Genomic DNA, 21,356 nt, shown 5'->3' with positions numbered 1-21,356 from the left:
ATCGGGTGTTCGTACCCTATGGGCTCATGAGCGAATTCCCGGAGCCCCCCATGCCTGAGGACGACCTGCCGGAACAGATGCGGGTGCGCCGGGAGAAGCGTGACCGGTTGCTTTCGGAGGGTGTTGATCCCTATCCGGTGGAAGTGCCGCGCACGCACACGCTCGCCGAGATCCGTGCCGCCCATTCCGGTCTTTCCGCCGACACTTCCACGGGGGTCGAGGTGGGCGTCACCGGCCGGGTGATGTTCGTGCGGAATACCGGAAAACTGTGCTTCGCGACCCTGCGTGAAGGCGACGGCACAGAACTGCAGGCGATGCTCAGCCTGGCGAAAGTAGGCCAGGAGGCGCTCAACGCCTGGAAATCCGACGTCGACCTGGGCGATCACGTTTTCGTGCAGGGTGAGGTCATCACCTCGAAGCGCGGCGAGCTCTCGGTGCTGGCGGACAGCTGGCAACTGACGTCGAAAGCGATGCGCCCGCTTCCCGTCGCGCACAAGGAGCTGGCCGAGGAAACGCGGATTCGGCAGCGCTATGTCGATCTGATCCTGCGGCCGAAGGCCCGTGACGTGGTCCGGACGCGAGCCTCGGTGACGCGGTCGCTACGTGATTCCTTTCACCGGCGCGGCTACACCGAGGTCGAGACGCCGATGCTGCAGACGCTGCACGGTGGTGCCTCGGCCCGCCCGTTCGTCACCCATTCCAACGCGTTCGATCTCGATCTGTATCTGCGGATCGCTCCCGAGCTGTACCTGAAGCGCTGTGTCGTGGGCGGCATCGAGAAGGTCTTCGAGATCAACCGGAACTTCCGGAATGAGGGCAGCGACTCGTCTCATTCGCCCGAGTTCGCGATGCTGGAGTATTACCAGGCGTACGCGACCTACGACACGATGGCCGTGCTGACGCGCGAGGTGGTGCAGGAGGCCGCCGAAGCGGCCTGCGGTGGTCAGGTGGTCACGCTCGCCGACGGGACCGAGTACGACCTGTCCGGTGAATGGACGTCGCTCACCATGTACGGCTCCCTCTCCGAGGCGCTCGGTGAGGAGGTCACCCCGGAGACGTCCGTGGAGAAGCTGCGTGGTTTCGCCGCCGCGCGCGGGATCGAGGTCGACCCGAAACTGGGGCACGGAAAGCTGGTCGAGGAGCTGTGGGAACACCTCGTCGGTGACCATCTGCACGCGCCCACGTTCGTGCGGGACTTCCCGCTGGAAACGTCGCCGCTGACCAGGCAGCACCGTAGTGAACCGGGGGTCGCCGAGAAATGGGACCTCTACGTGCGTGGATTCGAGCTCGCCACGGGGTACTCGGAGCTCGTCGATCCCGTGGTCGAGCGGCAGCGATTGACGGAGCAGGCGAAACTCGCGGCCGGCGGCGATAGCGAGGCCATGCGGCTCGACGAGGATTTCCTCCGCGCACTCGAGTACGGAATGCCGCCCAGCGGTGGCGTCGGAATGGGCATCGATCGCCTGCTGATGGCGCTGACCGGCCTCGGTATCCGGGAGACGATCCTCTTCCCGCTGGTCCGTCCCGAATAACTCGACCCGGTCACGCCAATCCGAGAACGTGATTTGCATTTGTCGGTGATTACCGGTATCACTGTGGAGAGAGTAAAGTCTCTGACCGGCTTCCGGGGTCACCACCCGATCATTTAAGGTTCAAAGCAGGAGGAAACTGATGGCGCAGAAGGTCCTTGTCTCGCTCATCGACGATCTGGACGGATCCGAGGCGGACGAGACCGTGGAGTTCGGCCTGGACGGCGTGTCGTACCAGATCGACCTGTCCGCCGAAAACGCCGAAGAACTGCGGGACGCGCTCGCGCAGTACATCGAGCACGCCCGGCGCGCCGGCGGTCGTAAGCGTTCGTCCGCGCGCGGCAACGCGAAGGCGCCCGCGCGTTCGGCGGCGGTCGACCGGGAACAGAATCAGGCGATTCGCGCGTGGGCGCGGAAGAACGGTTACGAGGTTTCCGACCGCGGCCGCATTCCGTCCGAGGTCGTCGAGGCTTACCACAAGCGGGGCTGAGGCCCGGATCCGGGCACGAGACCCGTACCGGGTGGAGGCTTTCGGAAGCATCGGGAGGAGGCGTCCCGGTTCTGGAAGTGCGGATCGGCCATTCAATCTCAGACGTGTCTCGCGCGCCGAGGGCCGCCGGGTTGTCCGGCGGCCCTCGGCGTGTCGGGGCCCGTCGTGGGTGACGTGTTTGTACAAGACAGGCGTGGCCGGTCCGGGTGGAATGGCTGTCATGTCCGAGTGGGAAGTACCGATCAAACTGGCCGCGGGCGAGTTCCGCGGGGTCGTCCTCGGCGTGCGCCCTGAGCAGCTGGCCGAGCCGACGCCGTGTGCCGGGTACGACGTGCGCGGCCTGCTGAACCATGTCCTCTACTGGGCGCCGCGGCTCACGGCGGCGGCCAGGAGGGAACCGCCGCCGCCCTCGGACGGCGGGGAGGTGGCGGCCGACCTCGTCACGGGGGACTGGCAGGGCAGGCTCGGAACGCTGACCGACGAGCTCGTGGCCGCGCTCGCCGCGCCGGGGGCGACCGAGGGGACCACCACGATGGGCGGCGGGGAGCTGCCCGCGGCGATGGTGGCGGCGATGGAGCTGTGTGAGCTGGTGATCCACGGCTGGGACCTGGCGCGGGCGACCGGGCAGCCGTTCGACTGCGCGCCCGAGGCAGTGGCCGCGGCCGAGGAGGCCATGCGGGGCATGGCCGAGCAGGGCAGGGCGATGGGTGTGTTCGGTCCCGAGGTTCCGGTCCGCCCCGAAGCCGGCCCGCTCGAGCGCACGCTGGCCCTCTCCGGCCGCGACCCCTCCTGGCGCCCCAGCTGACCCACCGACCGTCAGACCTGCTTGCCGCGGGTGCGGGGGCAGCCGTCGCACTCGGCGCGGCCGGGCAGCAGGTAGGTGAAGCAGCAGCTCTCCCTGGTCCGGGTCCAGGTGCGGCCGCCCGCGTCGGTGGTGGCCATCCGCAACGTCGACGCGGCGGTCAGCGGGGGGAACCGCGACCGGAGCACCAGTGCCGCGTCGGCCACGCCGGAGCCCTCGTCGCCGCCCTGCCGCCCGACCCACCACAGGCAGCTGTCGAGCGCGTCGGTCGCGGCCGCCCACAGCGTCCTCGGCCCGAGCGGGCAGACGGCGCCGTAGGCCCGGACGAACCGCGCCGCGTGCGCCACGTAGCGGGTCCGGAGCACGTCCGCGAGCGCGTGGTCGTCCGCCACCACCGTCGCCTCCGGACGGGCCGAGCCCGGGTCGAGCGGCAGGCAGTGGAACGACTCGCCGAGCACGGCGAGGCCGACCGGGTCCGGCCTGCCTTCGGGTGCGATGCGCACGGCGAGCTCCTCCGGCCGCAGCGAGGGCACCCGGCGCTCGTGGTGCAGCAGCAGCGCGCCGAGGTAGGCGGGCACGCGGAGGTACCACGACATGACGTAGCCGGCGGCGGTGCGGGAAGGGGCCGCCCCGTACTCCGCGCTCAGCCACTCGGCGAGCCTGCCGCGCCACGCCGCGAACCGGCGGGGGTCGCTGAGCAGGTCGGAGCACCGCTGCCAGCCCGCGCCCTCCGGCGGCCGGGTGCGCAGCTCGAACCGGTCCTGCAGACCGGCGACCCGGGCGAGCGATCCGGCCAGTGAGTCCAGATCGGCCCGGGTGTGGCGAGCATCACGGAAGGATCGTTCGATGCTCAACGTATCCCCTCCGTCTGCTCCATCCGGGCGATTAGGTCTGCCTTACCTTACCTAGAGCCGGGGGAACCGGCAGTGGGATACCCGGATGAGGTGACGTCAGGCGGGTGAGTCGCGTTCGCGGTGAGCGGACAGGGGCTCCGCACCGGAATCCGGCAGGGGGTCCCCGCGTTGTTCCAGATGTCAACAGCCAGCAATAAGTCGACTGCCTGTCGGCCGGTGCTCCGCGAACGGGCGGTCCGGACAGGCCGGAATCGGCCGTAGCGGTAGGCCGACACGAGCGCATGGCTACTACAGTGGTCTCACGGTGCCGAACTCATCGATCCGCGATACAAACGATGAGATCGGGCCGCCGGCGCAGCAGTCGAGGGAGTGGGAATGTTCGAAAGGTTCACCGACCGCGCGAGGCGGGTGGTTGTCCTGGCCCAGGAAGAGGCCCGGATGCTCAACCACAACTACATCGGCACCGAGCACATCCTCCTGGGTTTGATCCACGAGGGTGAAGGTGTCGCCGCCAAGGCGCTGGAGTCGCTGGGTATCGCGCTGGAGGGTGTTCGCCAGCAGGTCGAGGAGATCATCGGCCAGGGTCAGCAGGCCCCGAGCGGGCACATTCCCTTCACGCCGCGTGCCAAGAAGGTACTCGAGCTGTCGCTGCGCGAGGCGCTGCAGCTCGGTCACAACTACATCGGCACGGAGCACATCCTGCTCGGTCTGATCCGGGAGGGTGAGGGTGTCGCGGCCCAGGTCCTCGTCAAGCTCGGCGCCGACCTCAACCGGGTGCGCCAGCAGGTGCTGCAGCTGCTGTCCGGCTACCAGGGCAAGGAGCCCGCGGAGGCCGGTGGCGGTCGCGGTGAGGGCACCCCGTCCTCCTCGCTGGTCCTCGACCAGTTCGGCCGCAACCTCACCGCGTCCGCGCGGGAGGGCAAGCTGGACCCGGTCATCGGGCGCAGCAAGGAGATCGAGCGGGTCATGCAGGTGCTGTCCCGCCGGACGAAGAACAACCCGGTCCTCATCGGCGAGCCCGGTGTCGGCAAGACCGCCGTGGTCGAGGGACTGGCCCAGAACATCGTCAAGGGCGAGGTGCCCGAGACGCTGAAGGACAAGCAGCTCTACACGCTCGACCTCGGGTCGCTCGTGGCGGGCTCGCGGTACCGCGGTGACTTCGAAGAGCGCCTGAAGAAGGTGCTCAAGGAGATCAAGACCCGCGGCGACATCATCCTGTTCATCGACGAGCTGCACACGCTGGTCGGTGCGGGTGCCGCCGAGGGCGCGATCGACGCCGCGAGCATCCTCAAGCCGATGCTGGCGCGGGGCGAGCTGCAGACGATCGGCGCGACCACCCTCGAGGAGTACCGCAAGTACATCGAGAAGGACGCGGCGCTGGAGCGGCGCTTCCAGCCGATCCAGGTCGGCGAGCCCTCGCTCGAGCACACGATCGAGATCCTCAAGGGCCTGCGGGACCGGTACGAGGCGCACCACCGCGTCTCCATCACCGACTCCGCGCTGGTGGCGGCCGCGACGCTCGCGGACCGTTACATCAACGACCGCTACCTGCCGGACAAGGCGATCGACCTGATCGACGAGGCCGGTGCCCGCATGCGGATCCGCCGGATGACGGCTCCGCCGGACCTGCGCGAGTTCGACGAGAAGATCGCGGACGTGCGCCGGGAGAAGGAGTCGGCCATCGACGCGCAGGACTTCGAGCGGGCCGCGCGCCTGCGGGACGAGGAGAAGACCCTCCTCGGCCAGAAGTCCGAGCGGGAGAAGCAGTGGAAGGACGGTGACCTGGACGTCGTCGCCGAGGTCGACGACGAGCAGATCGCCGAGGTCCTCGCCAACTGGACCGGTATCCCGGTGTTCAAGCTCACCGAGGAGGAGACCACGCGTCTGCTCCGCATGGAGTCCGAGCTGCACAAGCGGATCATCGGCCAGGAGGACGCCGTCAAGGCGGTCTCGCAGGCGATCCGGCGTACCCGTGCCGGCCTGAAGGACCCGAAGCGCCCGTCCGGCTCGTTCATCTTCGCCGGCCCGTCCGGTGTCGGTAAGACCGAGCTGTCCAAGGCGCTGGCCAACTTCCTGTTCGGTGAGGACGACGCGCTCATCCAGATCGACATGGGTGAGTTCCACGACCGCTACACCGCCTCGCGGCTGTTCGGTGCCCCTCCGGGCTACGTCGGCTACGAGGAGGGCGGCCAGCTCACCGAGAAGGTGCGCCGCAAGCCGTTCTCCGTGGTGCTCTTCGACGAGATCGAGAAGGCGCACCAGGAGATCTACAACACGCTGCTGCAGGTGCTGGAGGACGGCAGGCTCACCGACGGTCAGGGCCGCACAGTCGACTTCAAGAACACGGTGCTGATCTTCACCTCGAACCTGGGCACGCAGGACATCTCGAAGTCCGTGAGCCTCGGCTTCACCTCGGGTAGCGACGAGGAATCGCGCTACGACAAGATGAAGCAGAAGGTCAACGAGGAGATGAAGAAGCACTTCCGGCCCGAGTTCCTCAACCGGATCGACGACGTCATCGTGTTCCACCAGCTCACGCGTGAGCAGATCATCGAGATGGTGGACCTGATGGTGGGCCGGGTCGAGGAGGCCCTCAAGGGCAAGGACATGGAGCTGGAGCTCACCGACAAGGCGAAGGCGCTGCTGGCCAAGCGCGGCTTCGACCCGGTGCTCGGCGCCCGTCCGCTCCGCCGGACCATCCAGCGGGAGATCGAGGACCAGCTGTCCGAGAAGATCCTGTTCGGTGACGTCCAGCCGGGTCAGATCATCATCGTGGACGTCGAGGGCTGGGACGACGAGTCCGAGCGCGACGACCAGGCCCGGTTCGTCTTCCGGGGCGAGGCGAAGCCGCTCGACGTGCCGGACGCGCCGCCGGTCAGCATCGCCGCCGCGAGCGGTGACGACAACACCGGCGAGTCCGAGAACGAGTAAGCGACCGCAGCCGCTGCGAAGGCGCCCCCGTGGGATCCCGCGGGGGCGCCTTCGTGTGTGTGGACTGTCATGAGTGGCTCGTTACTGACGACAACGTCAGCGACGAGCCACTCACGACACCCGGGCGTCCAGGCTGGTCAGGGCTTCGAGGGCGCCGAGCGGCAGGGAGACGCCCCGGCCGTGCCGGATCTCCGGCTCCCTCGGGTTGATCCGCACCAGGGCGGCGTTGGCCGCACTGGCCAGTTCCGCCTGCCTGCGGACGGTGGGCACCGCGGTGCCCGCGCCCAGCTCGACCACGGCGACGTCCCGCTGGGCCCGCCGCCACTCCCGCAGCTCGGCGAGCTGGACGTCCGTCCGCTCCGGCAGCCAGGCGAAGTCGCCGAACATGAGGATGTTCGGCCTGGCGAGCCCGCCGCAGTGCGGGCACGCCGGCAGCGGCGGCCTCGCCCGCATCGTCTCCGGATCCACCGTCACCTCGACGTCGTCGGCGGGCCAGATGTCCGCGCCGCAGGGGCGCAGGCACTGCAGGTGGTGGATCGAGCCGTGGGCCTCGGCGACGCCGCCGAACCCGGCGCGCTGAAACTGACCGTCGACGTTCGACGTGAACACGCGCACCCCGCCCGGCTTCGCGGCACCCCACTTGCGCAGCAGGTCGAACCCGCGGTGCGGGGTCGTGCGCCGGTACAGGCCGAGCCGGTGCCCGTAGAAGCCCCACGCCAGTTCGGGGTCGTCGGCGAAGTGCACGGGGTCGGCCAGCTCCGCGAACCGCAACCCGAGCCGCGCGTACGGCGGGTAGGCACGCCAGAAGCCGTGGTCGCCCCGGAAGTCCGGCAGCCCGGAGTCCACGCCCATGCCCGCCCCGGCGCACACCAGCAGCGCGCTCGCCGAGCGGATCAGCTCGGCGGCGCGGTCGAGCCCGGCCGTCACTCCGGCTTGGGCGCCGAGCTCTGCACGACCTCGAACTCCAGCAGGTCCGCCCCGCTGGCGACCGGCTTCGAGCGTTCACCCGCGTGGGCCTCCTTCGCCGGACCCTGCGCCCACGCCTGGAAGTGCTCCTCCGACTCCCACTTGGTGTAGACGAAGTACCGGTTGTCGCCCGCGACCGGGCGCAGCAGTTCGAAGCCGAGGAAGCCGGGCTGCGAGTCGACGGCGTGCAGCCGGGCCGCGAAGCGCCGCTCCAGCTCCTCACCCGCGCCCTCGGGGACGGTGATCGCATTGATCTTCACGACAGCCATGCCCCAACCCTAGTGTTCCGTGTCCGAGGTTGTTTCACGCTTGCCGGGTGATCCGGATCGTTCCTGGCAAGGCGGAGCGGGGCCCTCGTACCGGGTGCCGTACTCGGGCCTTGCGACAACGCAGCCAGGGGCGATCCGGGCCCCGGCGAGCGCAAACGTTCTTCGGACACGGAACACTAGTTCCGCCCGCTCCCGGCCACAGTCAGCCGCGGAGTGAGCCCGGGTACAGGTACTCGTCGGGCGGCTGCTCGGTGCCCCGGAACCACGCGTCGAGGAAGCCGTCCAGCTGCCTGCCTGCCAGCTTCTCGGCGTGGTTCTCGAACTGCGGCCAGCTCGCGTTGCCGTTGCGGTGCTGGGCCGGGAACTCCCGCAGCAGCCTGCCGAAGGCGTCCTCACCGATCTCTCTGCGCAACGCGTGCAGCGCGAGGATGCCCTTGCTGTAGACGCCCTCGAACTCGTGACCGGGCCCCATGTCGTACAGCTTGCGGCCCCAGAACTGCGCGCTGCCCGCGAACCGGTCGATCGCGCGCCGGTAGCGGGCGTCGAGGTCGTCGCCCTCCTTGTCCTCCGCCCACAGCCACTGCGAGTAGCTCGCCAGGCACTCGTTCAGGCAGATGTCGGCCCACGACCGCACCGACACGGTGTTGCCCCACCACTGGTGGGCGAGCTCGTGGACGACGGTCTCCAGGTCCGCCGTGCGGGTGTAGGTCGGCCTGCCCTGCGTCTCCAGCGAGAACCCGACGTCCGCACCGAGGTAGATGCCGCCCGCCGTGGCCTGTGGGTACTCGCCGAACTCGCCCTCGAGGAAGTCGATGATCTCGCCGACCCGGTCGCCCTCGTCGCGCAGGTCGTTCGCGCCGGGCGCGTACGCGCTGAGCACCGGCGTGCCGTCGGCGAGCGTGCCGCGCACGACGTCGAACCGGTCGATCGCGATCGTGGTGAGGTAGCTCGCCACCGGGTTGGGCTCCACCCAGGTGCTGGTGGTCCAGCCGTCGGCGGTGCGGGAGCTCTCCCTCCGCCCGATGGACACCGCGGTCCACTCGCTGGGCACGCGTGCGGTGAGGCGGAACGTCGCCTTGTCCCTCGGATGCTCGTTCACCGGGTACCAGTAGGCGGCGGAGTGCGGCTCGCCGAGGACGAAGGCGCCGCCGGAGGGCGAGCGCTGCCAGCCGTTGTCGCCGAGTTGCGCGCTCGTGGCGTCGAGCGGAGCCCCCGAGTAGCGGACGCGGGTGGCGAACGTGCTGCCCTCCCGCACCGGATCGGCGGGGGTGACGACCAGCTCGGTGTCGCTTTCGCGGGTGAACTCGGCCGGGCCGCCGTCGACCTCCACCGAGGAGACGGTGAAGCCGCGCAGGTCGAGGTTGAACCGGCTGAGGTCCTGGGTGGCGCGGGCGGTGACGGTGGTGTCGCCGTCGAGCCGCCCGGTGCCGGGGTCGTAGCGGACGGAGACCTCGTAGCCGGTCGCGTCGTAGCCGCCGTTGCCGTCGTCGGGGTAGTACGGGTCCCCGATGCCGGATGCGCCGGGCGATGCGGCGCCGGGTTCGGTCCGGGGTTCGTCCGGTTCGCCGCCTGTGCAGGCGACTAGGGTGCTGACCAGGCCGCAGAGCAGAAGGGTGCGCACCCTGTCGTGAACCATGGACGGAGCCTAAGTGTTCTGGCGTGAGGGCGTGGTTGACTTCGGCGGGCGGGGACAGCCGATCGTGCTGCTGCACGGGCTGATGGGCCGGGCGAGCACGTGGTGGTCGGTGGCCCAGTGGCTCACCGCCTACGGGCACGTCGTGGGGCTCGACGCGAGGGGGCACGGCCGCGCGCGCCGCGGGGGGCCGTGGCGCACGGAGGACTTCGCCGCGGACGCCGCCGCGCTGGTGCGGGAACTCGACGAGGGCCCCGCGGTCGTCATCGGGCACTCGATGGGCGGACTGCACGCCTGGGTGCTCGCCGCCACCCGGCCGGACCTGGTCCGCGCGGTGGTGGTCGAGGACATGGCGCCCGACCAGCGTGGCCGGACCGTCGACGAGTGGCGGGGCTACTTCGAGTCGTGGCCGGTGCCGTTCCAGTCGATCGCCCACGTCCGCCGGTTCTTCGGCAGCACCGGTGACTACTTCGCCGAGTGCGTGGAGGAACGGGCCGACGGCTACCACCTCATCGCCGACCTGGCCGACCTCTACGAGATCGCCGCCGAGTGGGGGCGGCGCGAGTTCTGGTCGTACGTGGACGGTGTGCAGTGCCCGCTGCTGGTGATCGAGGCTGGGGACACCGCGATGCCCGCCGGCCAGCAGGCGGAACTGGCCGGGCGGGCACCGGGTGGCGGCAGGCACGTCGTGGTCCCCGGTGCCGGGCACGTGGTGCACGACAGCGCCCCGCTGGAGTACCGGGGCGCCGTCGAGGCGTTCCTGTGTGAGGTGCTAGGCCGCTAGCGACGCCCGTAGTGCCCGCGCATCGCGACCCGCGGCGAGCAACGGCCAGAGGTCGGCGCCGAGGTAACCGGTCTCGTCCCTGTGCGCGGCAGCGTGGCAGGTCCGCTGCGGAACGCCGTTGGCCTCGGCGAACGCGCGCACCGCCGCCTCCGTGGCCGGCCCGAAAACGCCGTCCACCGGCACGCCGCGGGCGCCGTGCTCCCGCAGCAGCCGCTGCGCCGTGCGCACCCGCGGACCGGTGTCGCCGGGCCGCAGCAGCGGCCACTCGGCGGGCCGCCGCACGGCGACGCCGAGCCGGGCGCCGACCGCCCTGCGCAGCTCGGGAAGTCGCGCGTACAGCACGTCGCCGGGGCACTGGGTGGAGTTGAAGTCGCGGTGCCCCTTGATGAACTCGGGCCGGATCCCGTACTGGTCGGCCATGTAGGCGACCAGGTCGACGAGGGAGTCCCAGAGCGCCTTCGGCACGTCCTCCTCGGTGTAGAGGCCCTCGTTCTCGATGCCGATGACCTCGCTGTTGTGCCCGCCCACGTTCGCGCCCTGCACGTGCTGCGTTCCTCCGCGCAGGATCTCCAGGCTGCGGTGCCTGCCCTCGGTGATGTAGCCGCCCCGGCTGTTGGTGAACTGCTGGCCGGTGTCGATCCAGCCCCGCGTGTCCATGTGGAAGTTCTGGATCGCCCTGGAGATCGCGAAGGCGTGCTCGCGCGAGAAGTCGTCGCCGTTTCCGGGTTCGACGGTGTGGTGCACGACGATGTAGGTCGGCTTGCGGTCGAGCACCGTGATCGGCTCGCGGGGCGGCCGTGCGCCCCAGTCCCCGGTGCTGTAGATCAGCGGTGGCACCACGCGCCTGCCGCGGCCCGCGGCGGGGGTGGCGGTGAAGGCGCCGAGCGCGCCTGCGGCGGTGACGGTCAGCGCGCTCTTCGCGAACGCGCGCCGGCCGAACCCTGGACGAGCGGCCATGTCGGTCTCCCTCGCGTGTGTGGTCGTGCACGGGATCGATCAGCAGGGTCGTGCGTCGCTGACGCTAGCCCCGCGCAGCGAGGGAGACAATTAACCAACAACTTTCGTAGTGGGTCAGTGCTCGCCGGGCAGTGCGAACCGGCCGTCGGCCGTCTGCTCCACGAGACCGTCCACCAGCAACGAGTCCAGGCACCGGTCGCGCTGACCGGCCTGCGACCAGACGACGTCGAGCCGCGACTTGGGCACCGGCCCCTCGGTTTCCCGCAGCACGGCGAGCAGCAGCCCGCGCACGTGCCGGTCGGTGCCCGCGTACTTCTGCACCGGCTTGGCCGGCCCGGTGTAGGCCGGTTTGCCCGCGCGGTGCCACGCGCAGCCGTCGAGCAGCGGGCAGTCGGCGCACCGGGGCGAGCGCGCGGTGCACACCAGCGCGCCCAGTTCCATCAGTGCCGCCGAGAACCGTGCGGCCGCCCGGTCGGTGTCCGGCAGGATGGCCTCGACGTCCGCGAGATCGCGCGTGGTCGAGGGCGGCCCGGCGTCCCCGGCTCCGTGCACGGCCCTGGCCACGACCCGGCGCACGTTGGTGTCCACCACCGGCGCCCGCTTGCCGTAGGCGAACGCGGCCACCGCCCTGGCCGTGTACGCACCGATGCCGGGCAGCGCGAGCAGGGTGTCCACATCGGACGGGACCTGGTCGCCGTGCTGCTCCGCGATGGCCCCCGCCGCCGCGTGCAGGCGCAGGGCGCGGCGCGGGTAGCCGAGCCTGCCCCAGGCCCGCAGCACCTCACCCTGGGACGCGGCCGCCATGGCGGAGGGGCGCGGCCAGCGGGCCAGCCACTCCGCCCAGATCGGCAGCACCCGTGCGACCGGGGTCTGCTGCAGCATGATCTCGCTGACCAGCACGCCCCACGGCGTGCAGTCGGGGCGGCGCCACGGCAGGTCGCGCCCGGCCGTGCCGAACCAGTCGACCAGGGTGTCGGCGTCGATGGACATCGCGGTCACTCTAGATCGGGTGACGTGAACGGCATTCGCGCGGGTGCCGGGGTGTAATGGTCCGCGTGACGAGAGCGTTGCTGGTCCGCGCGTGGCGCGTCGCGGGCTTCCTCCTCGTGGTCGCCGCCGAGATCCACCTCGTCGTGGTGCTCGGCGACCGGTTCGTCCCGGCCGACCACTACAGCTACTTCACGATCGAGTCGAACCTGTTCGCCGCGCTGGTCCTGCTCGCGGGCGCGTTCCGGCCGGTACCGGCCCCGGTGCGCGGCGCCGCGGTGCTGTACCTGGTCACCACCGGGATCGTGTACGCGGTCCTGCTGCGGGGCGTGGACGTGCAGACGCCCGAGTTCGCGAACTTCGCGCTCCATTCGGCGATGCCGTTGCTGGTGGCGGTCGACTGGCTCGCCGATCCGCCGCGCACGCGGCTGCGCGGCGGGCACGTGCTGTGGTGGCTGGTGTTCCCGCTGGCGTACGTCGCCTACACGCTGGTGCGCGGATCGGTGGTCGGCTGGTACCCGTACCCGTTCCTCGACCCCGCGCAAGGTGGCTACGGGCAGGTGGCGGCGATGAGCCTGTTCGTGGCCTGCACGATCGGCGTCCTCGCCGTGGTCGTGGCGGGGGTCGGCAACCGGATGGGCAGTTCTTCGCGCGTCAGCGAACCTCGCTGAGCTCGCCGGTGTGCACGTCGTAGACGAAGCCGCGCACGCCGTCGGTGTGCGGCAGGTACGGGCTGCGGCGCACGCGTTCCATCGACTGCCGGACGCTGGCGCGCACGTCGCGGAACGCCTCGACAGCCCAGGTCGGCCGCAGGCCGGTGGCCTGCTCGAGCTCGTCCTTGAAGCCGTCCTCGGTCACGGCGTTCACCCCGCAGCCGGTGTGCTGGACGACCAGCACCTCCGTGGTGCCGAGCTTGTGCTGGCTCAGCGCGAGCGACCGGATCGTGTCGTCGGTGACGACACCTCCCGCGTTGCGCAGTACGTGTGCCTCGCCGGGGGCCAGCCCGAACAGCGCGAACTCGTTGATGCGCGCGTCCATGCAGATCACGATGGCCACCCGCAGCGAGGGCTCCGGGACGGACCGCTCGCCGGGCGCGACGTCGCCGGACTCGGAGTTGCGCTGGAGCAGGAGATCGATCGCCGTCATGGTCACATTGGACCTACGGTGACCTGATCACACAAGTCGAACTGACGAAAATCACTTCGTATTTCGGCGTGTTACGGGCCGAACCAGCGTTCCTCGGCGGTCCGCGGTGGCGCGGAGGTGGTGCCCACCCGCAGCTCGGTGGGCAGCGTGATCACCTTCGGCGCCACCCGGTCGCCCGCGCTGAGCAGCAGCTTGCCCGCGGCCTTGCCCTTCTCCAGTACGGGCTGGTGCACGGTGGTGAGCCCGGCACGGGTGGCCTCGGCCACGCCGTCGAAACCGGTCACGGTGATGTCGGCGGGCACGCGCAGCCCACGCCTGCCCGCCTCGGCGAGCGCACCGAGCGCCAGGATGTCCGAGGTGCAGATCAGCGCGGTGACGTGGGGGTTGGCGTCGAGCAGTTCGCGGGCGGCCGACGCGCCGTCGTCGACGGTGTGCTCGAAGCGCTCCACGACGGGCACCGCCGACCACTCGACGCCGACGGAGGCGAACTTCTTGGCGAGCGTGGCCAGCCGCGTCCGCTGCACGTGGTAGTGCGCCTCCTGCTGCCGGTCGACGGGGGCGAAGCCGTCGTTGCGGTCGCGGGCGAGCCGCATGCACAGCACGCCCACCTGCCGGTGCCCGAGTCCGACGAGGTGGTCGGCGATCTGCTCGGTGGCCGCGGCGTCGTCGGGGCCCACCCGGTCGATGCCGTCGAGCTGCGGCTGGTCGATGATCACGGTGGGCACGGGTCGCGACATCACGGCGGCCAGGTGCGGGTCGTCGTCGGGCACCGAGTAGACGACGAATCCGTCGACGCCCGCCCGGTGCACGGCGGCCACGTCCTCGCGGCCGGGGCTCGCGGGCACCAGCTGCAGGCCCACGCCCGCGTCCTCGCAGGCCAGCGCGAGCCCTTCGAGCACGCCGACCGCCGCCGGGTCACGGAAGGCGTAGGAGAGGTTCTCGGTGAGCAGCAGCCCGACCGCGCCCGCCTTGCGGGTGCGCAACGAGCGGGCGACGGGGTCGGGTCCGGGGTAGCCGAGCCTGCGGGCGGTTTCGAGAACCCGCCGCCGCAGTTCGGGGGAGAGCTGGTCCGGCCGGTTGTAGGCATTCGACACCGTGGTCCTGGACACGCCCAGTTCGGCGGCGAGCGACGCCAGAGTCGCCTGTCGCCTGGTTCGCATCGGCCGGTTCATGAACAAACCGTAACGGTTCAGAAGCCATTGCTAAAGCACGACCCTGCACGGGTCACACCGGCGCTTTTCCCGAATGGGGTACGCTGAACGTGACAATGGTTTCCATTATCGCTACGGAGCGTGTTGGCCGATGAACTCTCCCCGCACGAGGCGCCTGCTGACCACGATGTCCCTGCTGGGCGTCACCGCACTGGTGGTGACGGCCTGTGGTGGAGACGGCGCGGCAGGGGGTGCCGACGCCGGTGCCGACGGCAAGGTCTCCGTGGTCGCCTCGACCGACGTGTGGGGCAGCGTGGTCAGCGCGGTCGGCGGTGACCGCGTCGAGGTGAAGTCGCTGATCGACGCCGCGGCCGGAGACCCGCACTCGTATGAGGCCACCGCCGAGGACGTCGCCGACGTCCAGTCCGCCGATCTGGTGCTCTACAACGGCGGTGGTTACGACGACTTCTTCAGCAAGCTCGCCGAGCAGGCCTCCGGCGTGCCCGCCATCGTCGCGGTCGAGGCGGCGGGGCACGAGGCCGCCGGGGAAGGCGGGCATGCCGAGGAGCCCGCCCACGCTGAGGAGTCCCACGCTGAGGAGTCGCACACCGAGGAGGGCCACGCCGAGGAGGGCCACGCCGAGGAGTCCCATGCCGAGGAGGACCCGCACGGGCACGGGCACGGCGGAGCCAACGAGCACATCTGGTACGACCTGCCCGCCGTGGCCGAGGTCGCCGAGGCGGTCGCCGATCGGCTCGGCGAGCTGGATTCCGGCGGCGCGCAGCAGTTCACGGCCAACGCCGAGGACTTCACGCAACGGATCGACGACCTCAGGGCCGAGGTGGAGCGGATCGGTACCGAGCACCCGGGCGCACAGGTGATCGCTACCGAGCCGGTCGCGCACTACCTGATGGAGGCGGCTGGGCTGGAGGACGTGACTCCGCCCGAGTTCTCGGAGGCCATCGAGGAGGAGACCGACGTGCCGGTCGCCGCGCAGGACGCCGTGCGCAGGCTGGTGGAGGGCGGTCAGCTCGCCGCGGTGATCAACAACGAGCAGACCGCGACGCCGGTCACCGAGAACCTCGTCACGACCGCGCGCGACGCCGGCGTGCCGGTGGTGAACGTGACCGAGACGCTTCCCGAGGGCGAGACCAGCTACATTGCGTGGATGACCGGCCAGGTGAACGCGCTTTCGGAAGCAGTGGGCAGCTAGATGGGCGATGCGGCAGTCGAGATCGAGGACGCCGGGCTCCGGTTCGGTGACCGCACCCTGTGGTCGGGCCTCGATCTCCAGGTCGCTCCCGGCGAGTTCCTGGCCGTGCTCGGTCCCAACGGCTCCGGCAAGACCAGCCTGCTGCGGGTGCTGCTCGGGTTGCAGCAGCTCAGCGCGGGCTCGGTACGCGTGGCAGGCAACCCGCCTGGCCGGGAGAACCGCAAGGTCGGCTACATCCCGCAGCAGCGCGCGCTCGACGAGTCGCTGACCCTGCGCGGCGTCGACCTGGTCGGCCTCGGCCTGGACGGCCACCGCTGGGGGCTGGGGGTGTCTGGCCTGCGCGAGCGCAGGCGGCGGATCGCGCGCGCGATCTCCTCGGTCGGCGCCGAGTCCTACGCGAGGTCGCCGGTCGGCAGGCTCTCCGGCGGGGAGCAGCAACGGCTGCGGGTCGCGCAGGCGCTGATCGGTGACCCCGACGTCCTGCTGTGCGACGAGCCGCTGGCGTCGCTCGATCTCACCCATCAGCGGGTGGTCAGCGAGCTCATCGACGAGCGGCGGCGCACCGCGGGCACCGCCGTGCTCTTCGTGACGCACGAGATCAACCCGATCCTGGAGTACGTGGACCGGGTGCTGTACCTGGTCAACGGCCACTTCGAGATCGGCGCGCCCGACGAGGTGATGAACTCCAGGGTGCTCTCCGAGCTGTACGGCACCCACGTGGAGGTGCTGCGGATCGGCGGCCAGATCCACGTCGCCGGCGCGCAGAGCGCGCTCTGCGAGGACGAGGTGCATCACCACGTGGACCAGCACGTTTCGTGAGTTCGCCGCGAGAAGGCAGGGCATGGAGAAGCTGTTCGATTTCGACCTGACCGCGCGGTTGCTCGCGCTCGACGTGGTGCAGACCGCGTTGCTGGCGGCGGCGGTGCTCGGTCTGGTGGCCGGCCTGCTCGGCCCGTTCATCGTGATGCGGCGGATGTCCTTCGCCGTGCACGGCACCGCCGAACTGGCGTTCACCGGTGCGGCCGCCGCGTTGTTGCTGGGCGTCGGGGTGGGGATCGGCGCGCTCGCCGGTGCCGTCGTGGCCGCCCTGCTGCTGGGCCTGCTCAGCAGGCGGGAGTCCGAGCGGGACTCGGTGATCGGGGTGATCCTCTCCTTCGGGCTCGGCCTCGGGGTGCTGCTGCTGTGGTTCTACCCCGGGCGCGCCTCGCAGAAGTTCGGCATCCTCGTCGGCCAGATCGTCGCGGTGGACAGCACCGACCTGACCGCGCTCCTCGTGTCCGCGGTGGTGGTGCTGGCGGTGCTCGCGGTGATCTACCGGCCGCTGCTGTTCTCCAGCGTGGATCCCGCCGTGGCGGTGGCGCGAGGGGTGCCGGTGCACGTGCTCGGACCGTTGTTCGCGGTACTGGTCGGCATCGCCACGGCGCTCGGCGTACAGATCGTCGGCGCGTTGCTCGTCGTGGCGCTCATGGTCACCCCGGCCGCGGCGGCGGCGCGGATCACCGCCAGTCCCTGGCGGGCGACCGTGCTCGCGATCGTGTTCGCCGAGGTCGCGGCCGTCGGCGGGATCGTGCTGTCGCTCGCGCCCGGCGCGCCGGTGAGTTTCTTCGTCACCGCGATCTCGTTCGCCATCTACGTCGGCTGCCGCGTGGTGGCCTTCGTGCGGGGCCGCAGCGCCCGGTCGCTCACCGAACCGGCCGCTCCGCCAGCGCCCGTCCCACCTGGTCGATGAAGTCTCCCTCGAGGAACGGCAGGTTGCCCGCCGCGACCGACCGTTCCACCACCTCCAGCACGATCACGTCGGACTTCACGAACGCGGCGATGGTGGCGTCCGGGTTGTCGCCCATCGAGGGGTAGGCGAGCATCGTCAGGTCGCTGAACCCCGCGGGCAGGTAGCGGGACGAGGCGAGGGTGAACGAGTCGCCGAACACCAGCGTCGGTTCGTTCACCGTGGACTCCAGCGGGGGCGCCACCCGCCGCTGTGGTGTCGTGAGCTTGTCCGGAGGCGGACTGGTGCGGTCGGTCTCGCCGTCCGGTCGCAACGCGAACCGCATGCTGGTCTTCTCCCCGCCGCGGCCGATCATCGGCGGCAGGTCGGCCGGGTTCGAGTACTCACCGAGCGGTTCCGTGCGCCACGACCAGGTGATCCCCGGCCGCACCGCCTCGGCCAGCGCCCGGGTCAGCACGACGGAGCCCGCGTCGGTCCAGTGGGTGTCCTGCGCCGGGTACATCGCCGTGCCGAGTCGCCGCGCCCCGTCCACCAGCTGCTGCCGCAGGTCGATCGCACCCGCCTGGCCGGGAACCAGCCGCCAGAACTCGGCGGTGGCCGCGCGGGCGCAGTCCCGGTCCGGGTAGTCGGCGGGCAGGTGTTCCGGCACCATCGTCGTCTTGTCCGGGGCCACGACGAACACGAACCGCCTGCCGGAGGCCTCCACCGCCCTGCGCAGCTCGTTGATGCCGGTGAGGGTCTCGGCCAGCGGGCGCTGCGGCGAGCACTTCGCGTAGTTGTCGTAGCCGTAGTAGAGCCAGCCGTTCTCGCCCTCGATGACCCGGCGGTAGCCGCTCTCGTTCGTCGACGGCGCCTCCGCGCGCTGGTCCGGTGCGGGCCCGGTGCCCGGCAGCGGTCCGGTGCGGGGCGAGCTGCCCTGGTCGAACGGGGGCGGCTCGCCGAAGAGGCCGCGGCTGATCGCGTCGGCGGCCTGGATGGCGCCGGGCCGGAATGCCAGCTGGTCGGTGGCCCACTGGGGCATCCCGGTGAAGAAGCCCCAGCCGTCGCCGACGCTCGGGAAGCCCGCCAGCTCGTGGTTCTCGATCTTCCCCGGCCGGACCCCGACCGTCCAGAGCAGGGTGGGCGTCGCGAAGAACACGAGCGCGCTGATCAGCGCCAGCAGCTGCCTGCCGCCGTGGCGCGGCCGGTGGAGCGGGTGCTCCCTCGGCAGCCACGCCTCGTGCACGGAAGGCAGCTGGGTCGGCTGATCGGTCACGCGCCAACGGTAGCGAGCGTGGCGGCACGGGATGTCCGGAAGCCCGGAAACTGTCAGTGCAGCATGAGCAGGACCTGCAGTTCGCCGACGATGCCGCCGATGATCCCGCCGACCACGATGAGCTTCCACTCGTCCTGGCGGAACGCGGGCCGCAGCAGCCCCTCGTACTCGATCGGCGTCAGCTGGAGCATCCGTTTCTCGACCATGTTCGCCACGTCCATCGCCTCGGTGAGGTACCCCTCGGCGTGCCGGACCGTGTCCGGCAACCTGCGCATGGCCCGCTGCGCCGCCGCCCGTTTCAGCTCGGCCAGGCGCGCCTCGCCGATGGTCACGCGGACGAACGGCCGGGTGGCGCCGGACTGCTCGTCGACGGCGGACGCGACCAGGCGCTGGATCATCGCCATCAGCCGGTCGGACCTCGGGCCGCGCAGGATCGACTCCATGAGGTTGGGCACGGTGAGCACGTCGTGCGCGATCAGCTCGCCGTACTGGCGGGCGACCTCGGCCCGCCTGCGCTGGAACTTGCCCTGCAGGGTGAACCGGTGGAACAGCCGGATCGGCTCCCTCGGCACGAAGATCAGCTTGATGGCGAGCCAGTCGGTGAAGAACCCGATGGACGCGCCGAAGATCGGCATGATCAGGGGCTCCTTGGTGAGCGCCCACACGATCGACTGGATCACCCCGAGGACGAAGCCGAAGTAGATCCCGGAGCGGGCGATGAACGCCATCTCCGGCCGGGAGGTCTCGCGGATGAGCCGGACCAGCAGCGCCCGGTCGCGGGTGAGGTTCTGCACGGTCATGTGCTTGACGTCGAGGACCTCGTCGAGGTTCTCGCGCAGGTCGTCGACGAACTGGCGCACCAGCCGCGGCGTCGAGGCCTGCACCTGTTTGATGACGAGTTCCTGCGCCATCGCGGGGAGCATCTCCCACATGCGGGGGTGGTACTCGGCGAGCACGTCCCTGGCGATGTCGTCGACCGCGCGCAGCAGCGGCTGCTCGATCTCCCTGGTGATCCGGTCAGGGTCGATCCGGGCGAAGACCTCCTTGAGGTCCAGCAGGTTGGCGGTGAGCAGGTCGGTGGCGATCGCCGCCATCCGGCCACCGTGCCTCGGCACCACGCCCTGCCAGCCGATCCACGTGCCCTTGATGCCGACGAACTCGAGCGGGCGGAACATCATCTCGATGGCCACCCGCTTGGTCACATAGCCGATCAGGGCCGCGACAAACGGGATCGCGGCGTAGAGCGCCCAGTTGCGGGCGAGGTCGTCGAGGACCGCGTCCACTACGGACCTCCCTCCCGCTCGTGGTTGGTACGGTAACTCGCGCTCGGTGCAGTGGTAGCAGCACCCGCGACTCGTCGCCGCTGGAGCTTCGCCCACGCCGCGGGCGCGGCACCGGCGCCCGCTCGTTCCCCTCCCGGGGCCTTCGGAGGCCGGTGGCCATCGCCCCGGAAGACCGTATCCGTCGGTCGTCGAATGCGACCGTTTGGAGGTATGGGATTGGGCGGGTTGACTCATTAAGGTTGCCGGATGGCAGAAGCCGAAGAATCTCCGAACCCCACCAGGAACACGCAGTTCGCGACCGCTTTCCGTGGTTACGACCAGATCCAGGTCGACGAGCACGTGAAGAAGCTCGCCGACGACCTCGCCAAGGCCGCGAGGCACCGTGACGAGGCCACCGCGTCCGTCGCCGAGCTCACCAAGGCGCTGAGTTACGCGCAGAAGGAGCTGGCGGACGCGAAGGCCGCGCTCACCCGCATGGTCGAGGACCCGGCCGGTCCCGCGGCGATGACCGAACGCGTCAAGACCATGATGCAGCTCGCCGAGGAGGAGATCGCCGAGCTGCGGGAGAAGGCCGAACAGGACGCCGACTCGACGCGGCAGGCGGCCGACTCCTACGCCGACAAGACCAGGAAGAAGGCCGAGGCCGAGGCCGAACGGCTGGCCAAGGAGGCCGAGGACCGCCGTGACCAGCTCGACCGCGAGGCCGACGAGCGGCGCACCGCGGCGGAGAAGAAGACCGAGGAGGAGATCGCCGCCAAGCGCGCCGAGGCGGAGCGCAAGGTCGCCGAGCTGGAGTCCAGCGCCAAGGAGCGGACCGACGCGATGATCGCCGACGCCGAGGCTCGGCTCGCCGAGGCCAAGGCGGCGCGTACGGAGGCCCTCGAGCTGCGCAAGACCGTCGCCGAGCGTCTCGCGGCCAGCCACACCGCCCTGCAGCAGGCGATCGAGCAGCTCGGCTCGGCCCCCGACGCCGAGGCCGAGCCGAAAGCCGCCGCGGCGAAGAACGCGAAAGCCGAGCCCGCGAAGCAGCCGGCCTGAGCCGGCTGCGCCCGCCACGCCAGCGCGACGGCGTACCGCGTGCCGTCGGTCCATTCCCGTTCGTGGAGCCGGGTGCGGAACCGGAGGTAGGACGTGACCAGCGCGTCCGCTCCGGTCCCCCATCCGGCTCCACCAGAGCGCGGTCGCTCCTGGTGCGTGGCCGGTCTCCGCGTCCGCGGCGCCCGCGGGCCGAGCCGCCGTGGCCGGCCGGGCGCCGCCGCTCGCCGAATGCGCCGTTTCCCGCCGTGCCACGCGCCCCGGCCCGGCACCCGTTCGTCCTCGGCGCCGGACACGCGCCCGTTCGACTCGTGCCGCGCTCGCCGCCGGGGAGTCTTACGATCG

General features: G+C 70.7%; 20 protein-coding genes. 10 read left to right on the top strand and 10 right to left on the bottom strand.

All coding sequences use genetic code 11. The features are described from left to right. Nucleotides 1-26: 26 nt before the first annotated feature. The 3 genes from lysS (at nucleotide 27) to B0I33_RS06390 (ending at nucleotide 2,824) form a co-directional block, all read left to right on the top strand. A complete protein-coding gene (gene lysS, locus B0I33_RS06400; RefSeq protein WP_106177585.1) occupies nucleotides 27-1,532 on the top strand; it encodes a lysine--tRNA ligase in 1,506 nt (501 codons plus the stop codon). 139 nt (nucleotides 1,533-1,671) lie between these two features. Further along, nucleotides 1,672-2,019 (top strand): histone-like nucleoid-structuring protein Lsr2, encoded by a 348-nt coding sequence (locus B0I33_RS06395; RefSeq protein ID WP_106177584.1) that lies wholly within the window; start codon nucleotides 1,672-1,674, stop codon nucleotides 2,017-2,019. Between the two features lie 220 nt (nucleotides 2,020-2,239). Beyond that, entirely contained in the window at nucleotides 2,240-2,824 is a 585-nt protein-coding gene (locus B0I33_RS06390; protein WP_106177583.1) for a TIGR03086 family metal-binding protein, read from the top strand. Nucleotides 2,825-2,835: 11 nt separating this feature from the next. On the opposite strand, the gene B0I33_RS06385 is transcribed toward B0I33_RS06390, so the two are convergent. Continuing rightward, complete coding sequence (locus tag B0I33_RS06385; protein WP_106177582.1) at nucleotides 2,836-3,675, bottom strand: (2Fe-2S)-binding protein; 840 nt, start codon at nucleotides 3,673-3,675, stop codon at nucleotides 2,836-2,838. Nucleotides 3,676-4,050: 375 nt separating this feature from the next. Between B0I33_RS06385 and B0I33_RS06380 the strand changes: the two genes are divergently transcribed. After that, on the top strand, nucleotides 4,051-6,606 hold the full coding sequence (locus tag B0I33_RS06380; protein ID WP_106177581.1) for an ATP-dependent Clp protease ATP-binding subunit: 2,556 nt from the start codon (nucleotides 4,051-4,053) through the stop codon (nucleotides 6,604-6,606). A gap of 111 nt (nucleotides 6,607-6,717) precedes the next feature. Here the strand turns inward: B0I33_RS06380 and B0I33_RS06375 are convergent, their stop codons facing one another. From B0I33_RS06375 to B0I33_RS06365, 3 genes are all read right to left on the bottom strand, one after another. Then, a complete protein-coding gene (locus B0I33_RS06375; protein WP_181193190.1) occupies nucleotides 6,718-7,533 on the bottom strand; it encodes an SIR2 family NAD-dependent protein deacylase in 816 nt (271 codons plus the stop codon). Then, nucleotides 7,530-7,841 carry an antibiotic biosynthesis monooxygenase family protein gene (locus tag B0I33_RS06370; RefSeq protein WP_106177580.1) on the bottom strand — a complete coding sequence of 104 codons (312 nt, stop codon included), beginning with the start codon at nucleotides 7,839-7,841 and terminating at the stop codon, nucleotides 7,530-7,532. The genes B0I33_RS06375 and B0I33_RS06370 overlap by 4 nt, the downstream gene beginning before the upstream one ends. A gap of 202 nt (nucleotides 7,842-8,043) precedes the next feature. Further along, nucleotides 8,044-9,477 (bottom strand): M1 family metallopeptidase, encoded by a 1,434-nt coding sequence (locus B0I33_RS06365; protein ID WP_106177579.1) that lies wholly within the window; start codon nucleotides 9,475-9,477, stop codon nucleotides 8,044-8,046. A 13-nt stretch (nucleotides 9,478-9,490) separates the two neighbouring features. Here B0I33_RS06365 and B0I33_RS06360 point away from each other — a divergent pair, with 13 nt between their 5' ends. Next, entirely contained in the window at nucleotides 9,491-10,258 is a 768-nt protein-coding gene (locus tag B0I33_RS06360) for an alpha/beta fold hydrolase (RefSeq protein WP_106177578.1), read from the top strand. Here B0I33_RS06360 and B0I33_RS06355 read toward each other — a convergent pair. Together B0I33_RS06355 and B0I33_RS06350 are read right to left on the bottom strand one after the other, a co-directional pair. Next, nucleotides 10,247-11,215 (bottom strand): peptidoglycan recognition protein family protein, encoded by a 969-nt coding sequence (locus B0I33_RS06355; RefSeq protein ID WP_106177577.1) that lies wholly within the window; start codon nucleotides 11,213-11,215, stop codon nucleotides 10,247-10,249. The genes B0I33_RS06360 and B0I33_RS06355 overlap by 12 nt on opposite strands. A 114-nt stretch (nucleotides 11,216-11,329) precedes the next feature. Continuing rightward, nucleotides 11,330-12,205: an HhH-GPD family protein gene (locus tag B0I33_RS06350; protein ID WP_106177696.1), complete on the bottom strand. Its 876-nt coding sequence runs from the start codon at nucleotides 12,203-12,205 to the stop codon at nucleotides 11,330-11,332. A 65-nt stretch (nucleotides 12,206-12,270) separates the two neighbouring features. Here B0I33_RS06350 and B0I33_RS06345 point away from each other — a divergent pair, with 65 nt between their 5' ends. Further along, nucleotides 12,271-12,873 (top strand): Pr6Pr family membrane protein, encoded by a 603-nt coding sequence (locus B0I33_RS06345; protein ID WP_146147463.1) that lies wholly within the window; start codon nucleotides 12,271-12,273, stop codon nucleotides 12,871-12,873. Here B0I33_RS06345 and B0I33_RS06340 read toward each other — a convergent pair. Together B0I33_RS06340 and B0I33_RS06335 are read right to left on the bottom strand one after the other, a co-directional pair. Continuing rightward, a complete protein-coding gene (locus B0I33_RS06340) occupies nucleotides 12,857-13,348 on the bottom strand; it encodes a beta-class carbonic anhydrase (protein ID WP_106177695.1) in 492 nt (163 codons plus the stop codon). The genes B0I33_RS06345 and B0I33_RS06340 overlap by 17 nt on opposite strands. A 71-nt stretch (nucleotides 13,349-13,419) precedes the next feature. After that, complete coding sequence (locus tag B0I33_RS06335; RefSeq protein WP_106177575.1) at nucleotides 13,420-14,520, bottom strand: LacI family DNA-binding transcriptional regulator; 1,101 nt, start codon at nucleotides 14,518-14,520, stop codon at nucleotides 13,420-13,422. Between the two features lie 130 nt (nucleotides 14,521-14,650). On the opposite strand from B0I33_RS06335, the gene B0I33_RS06330 reads away from it, so the two are divergent. The 3 genes from B0I33_RS06330 to B0I33_RS06320 are packed head-to-tail and all read left to right on the top strand — an operon-like array spanning nucleotide 14,651 to nucleotide 17,441. Beyond that, nucleotides 14,651-15,712 (top strand): metal ABC transporter solute-binding protein, Zn/Mn family, encoded by a 1,062-nt coding sequence (locus B0I33_RS06330; RefSeq protein WP_106177574.1) that lies wholly within the window; start codon nucleotides 14,651-14,653, stop codon nucleotides 15,710-15,712. Next, nucleotides 15,713-16,531 carry a metal ABC transporter ATP-binding protein gene (locus tag B0I33_RS06325; protein WP_106177573.1) on the top strand — a complete coding sequence of 273 codons (819 nt, stop codon included), beginning with the start codon at nucleotides 15,713-15,715 and terminating at the stop codon, nucleotides 16,529-16,531. Nucleotides 16,532-16,553: 22 nt separating this feature from the next. Further along, complete coding sequence (locus tag B0I33_RS06320) at nucleotides 16,554-17,441, top strand: metal ABC transporter permease (RefSeq protein WP_106177572.1); 888 nt, start codon at nucleotides 16,554-16,556, stop codon at nucleotides 17,439-17,441. On the opposite strand, the gene B0I33_RS06315 is transcribed toward B0I33_RS06320, so the two are convergent. Further along, nucleotides 17,395-18,693, bottom strand: a complete 1,299-nt coding sequence (locus B0I33_RS06315) for an alginate O-acetyltransferase AlgX-related protein (RefSeq protein WP_106177571.1) — start codon at nucleotides 18,691-18,693, stop codon at nucleotides 17,395-17,397. The two genes, B0I33_RS06320 and B0I33_RS06315, sit on opposite strands and share 47 nt — an antisense overlap. Before the next feature lie 53 nt (nucleotides 18,694-18,746). Beyond that, on the bottom strand, nucleotides 18,747-19,976 hold the full coding sequence (locus B0I33_RS06310; RefSeq protein WP_106177570.1) for a DUF445 domain-containing protein: 1,230 nt from the start codon (nucleotides 19,974-19,976) through the stop codon (nucleotides 18,747-18,749). 246 nt (nucleotides 19,977-20,222) lie between these two features. Between B0I33_RS06310 and B0I33_RS06305 the strand changes: the two genes are divergently transcribed. After that, the gene (locus B0I33_RS06305) at nucleotides 20,223-21,014 is read left to right on the top strand and encodes a DivIVA domain-containing protein (protein ID WP_106177569.1); all 792 of its coding nucleotides are present in this window, start codon (nucleotides 20,223-20,225) and stop codon (nucleotides 21,012-21,014) included. The last annotated feature ends 342 nt before the right edge of the window (nucleotides 21,015-21,356 follow it).

Source organism: Prauserella shujinwangii (assembly GCF_003001955.1).
In the GTDB taxonomy this organism is placed as follows: Bacteria; Actinomycetota; Actinomycetes; order Mycobacteriales; family Pseudonocardiaceae; genus Qaidamihabitans; species Qaidamihabitans shujinwangii.
Note: the sequence above shows the minus strand (reverse complement) of the source record. Positions and strands in the feature narration are given on the sequence as shown.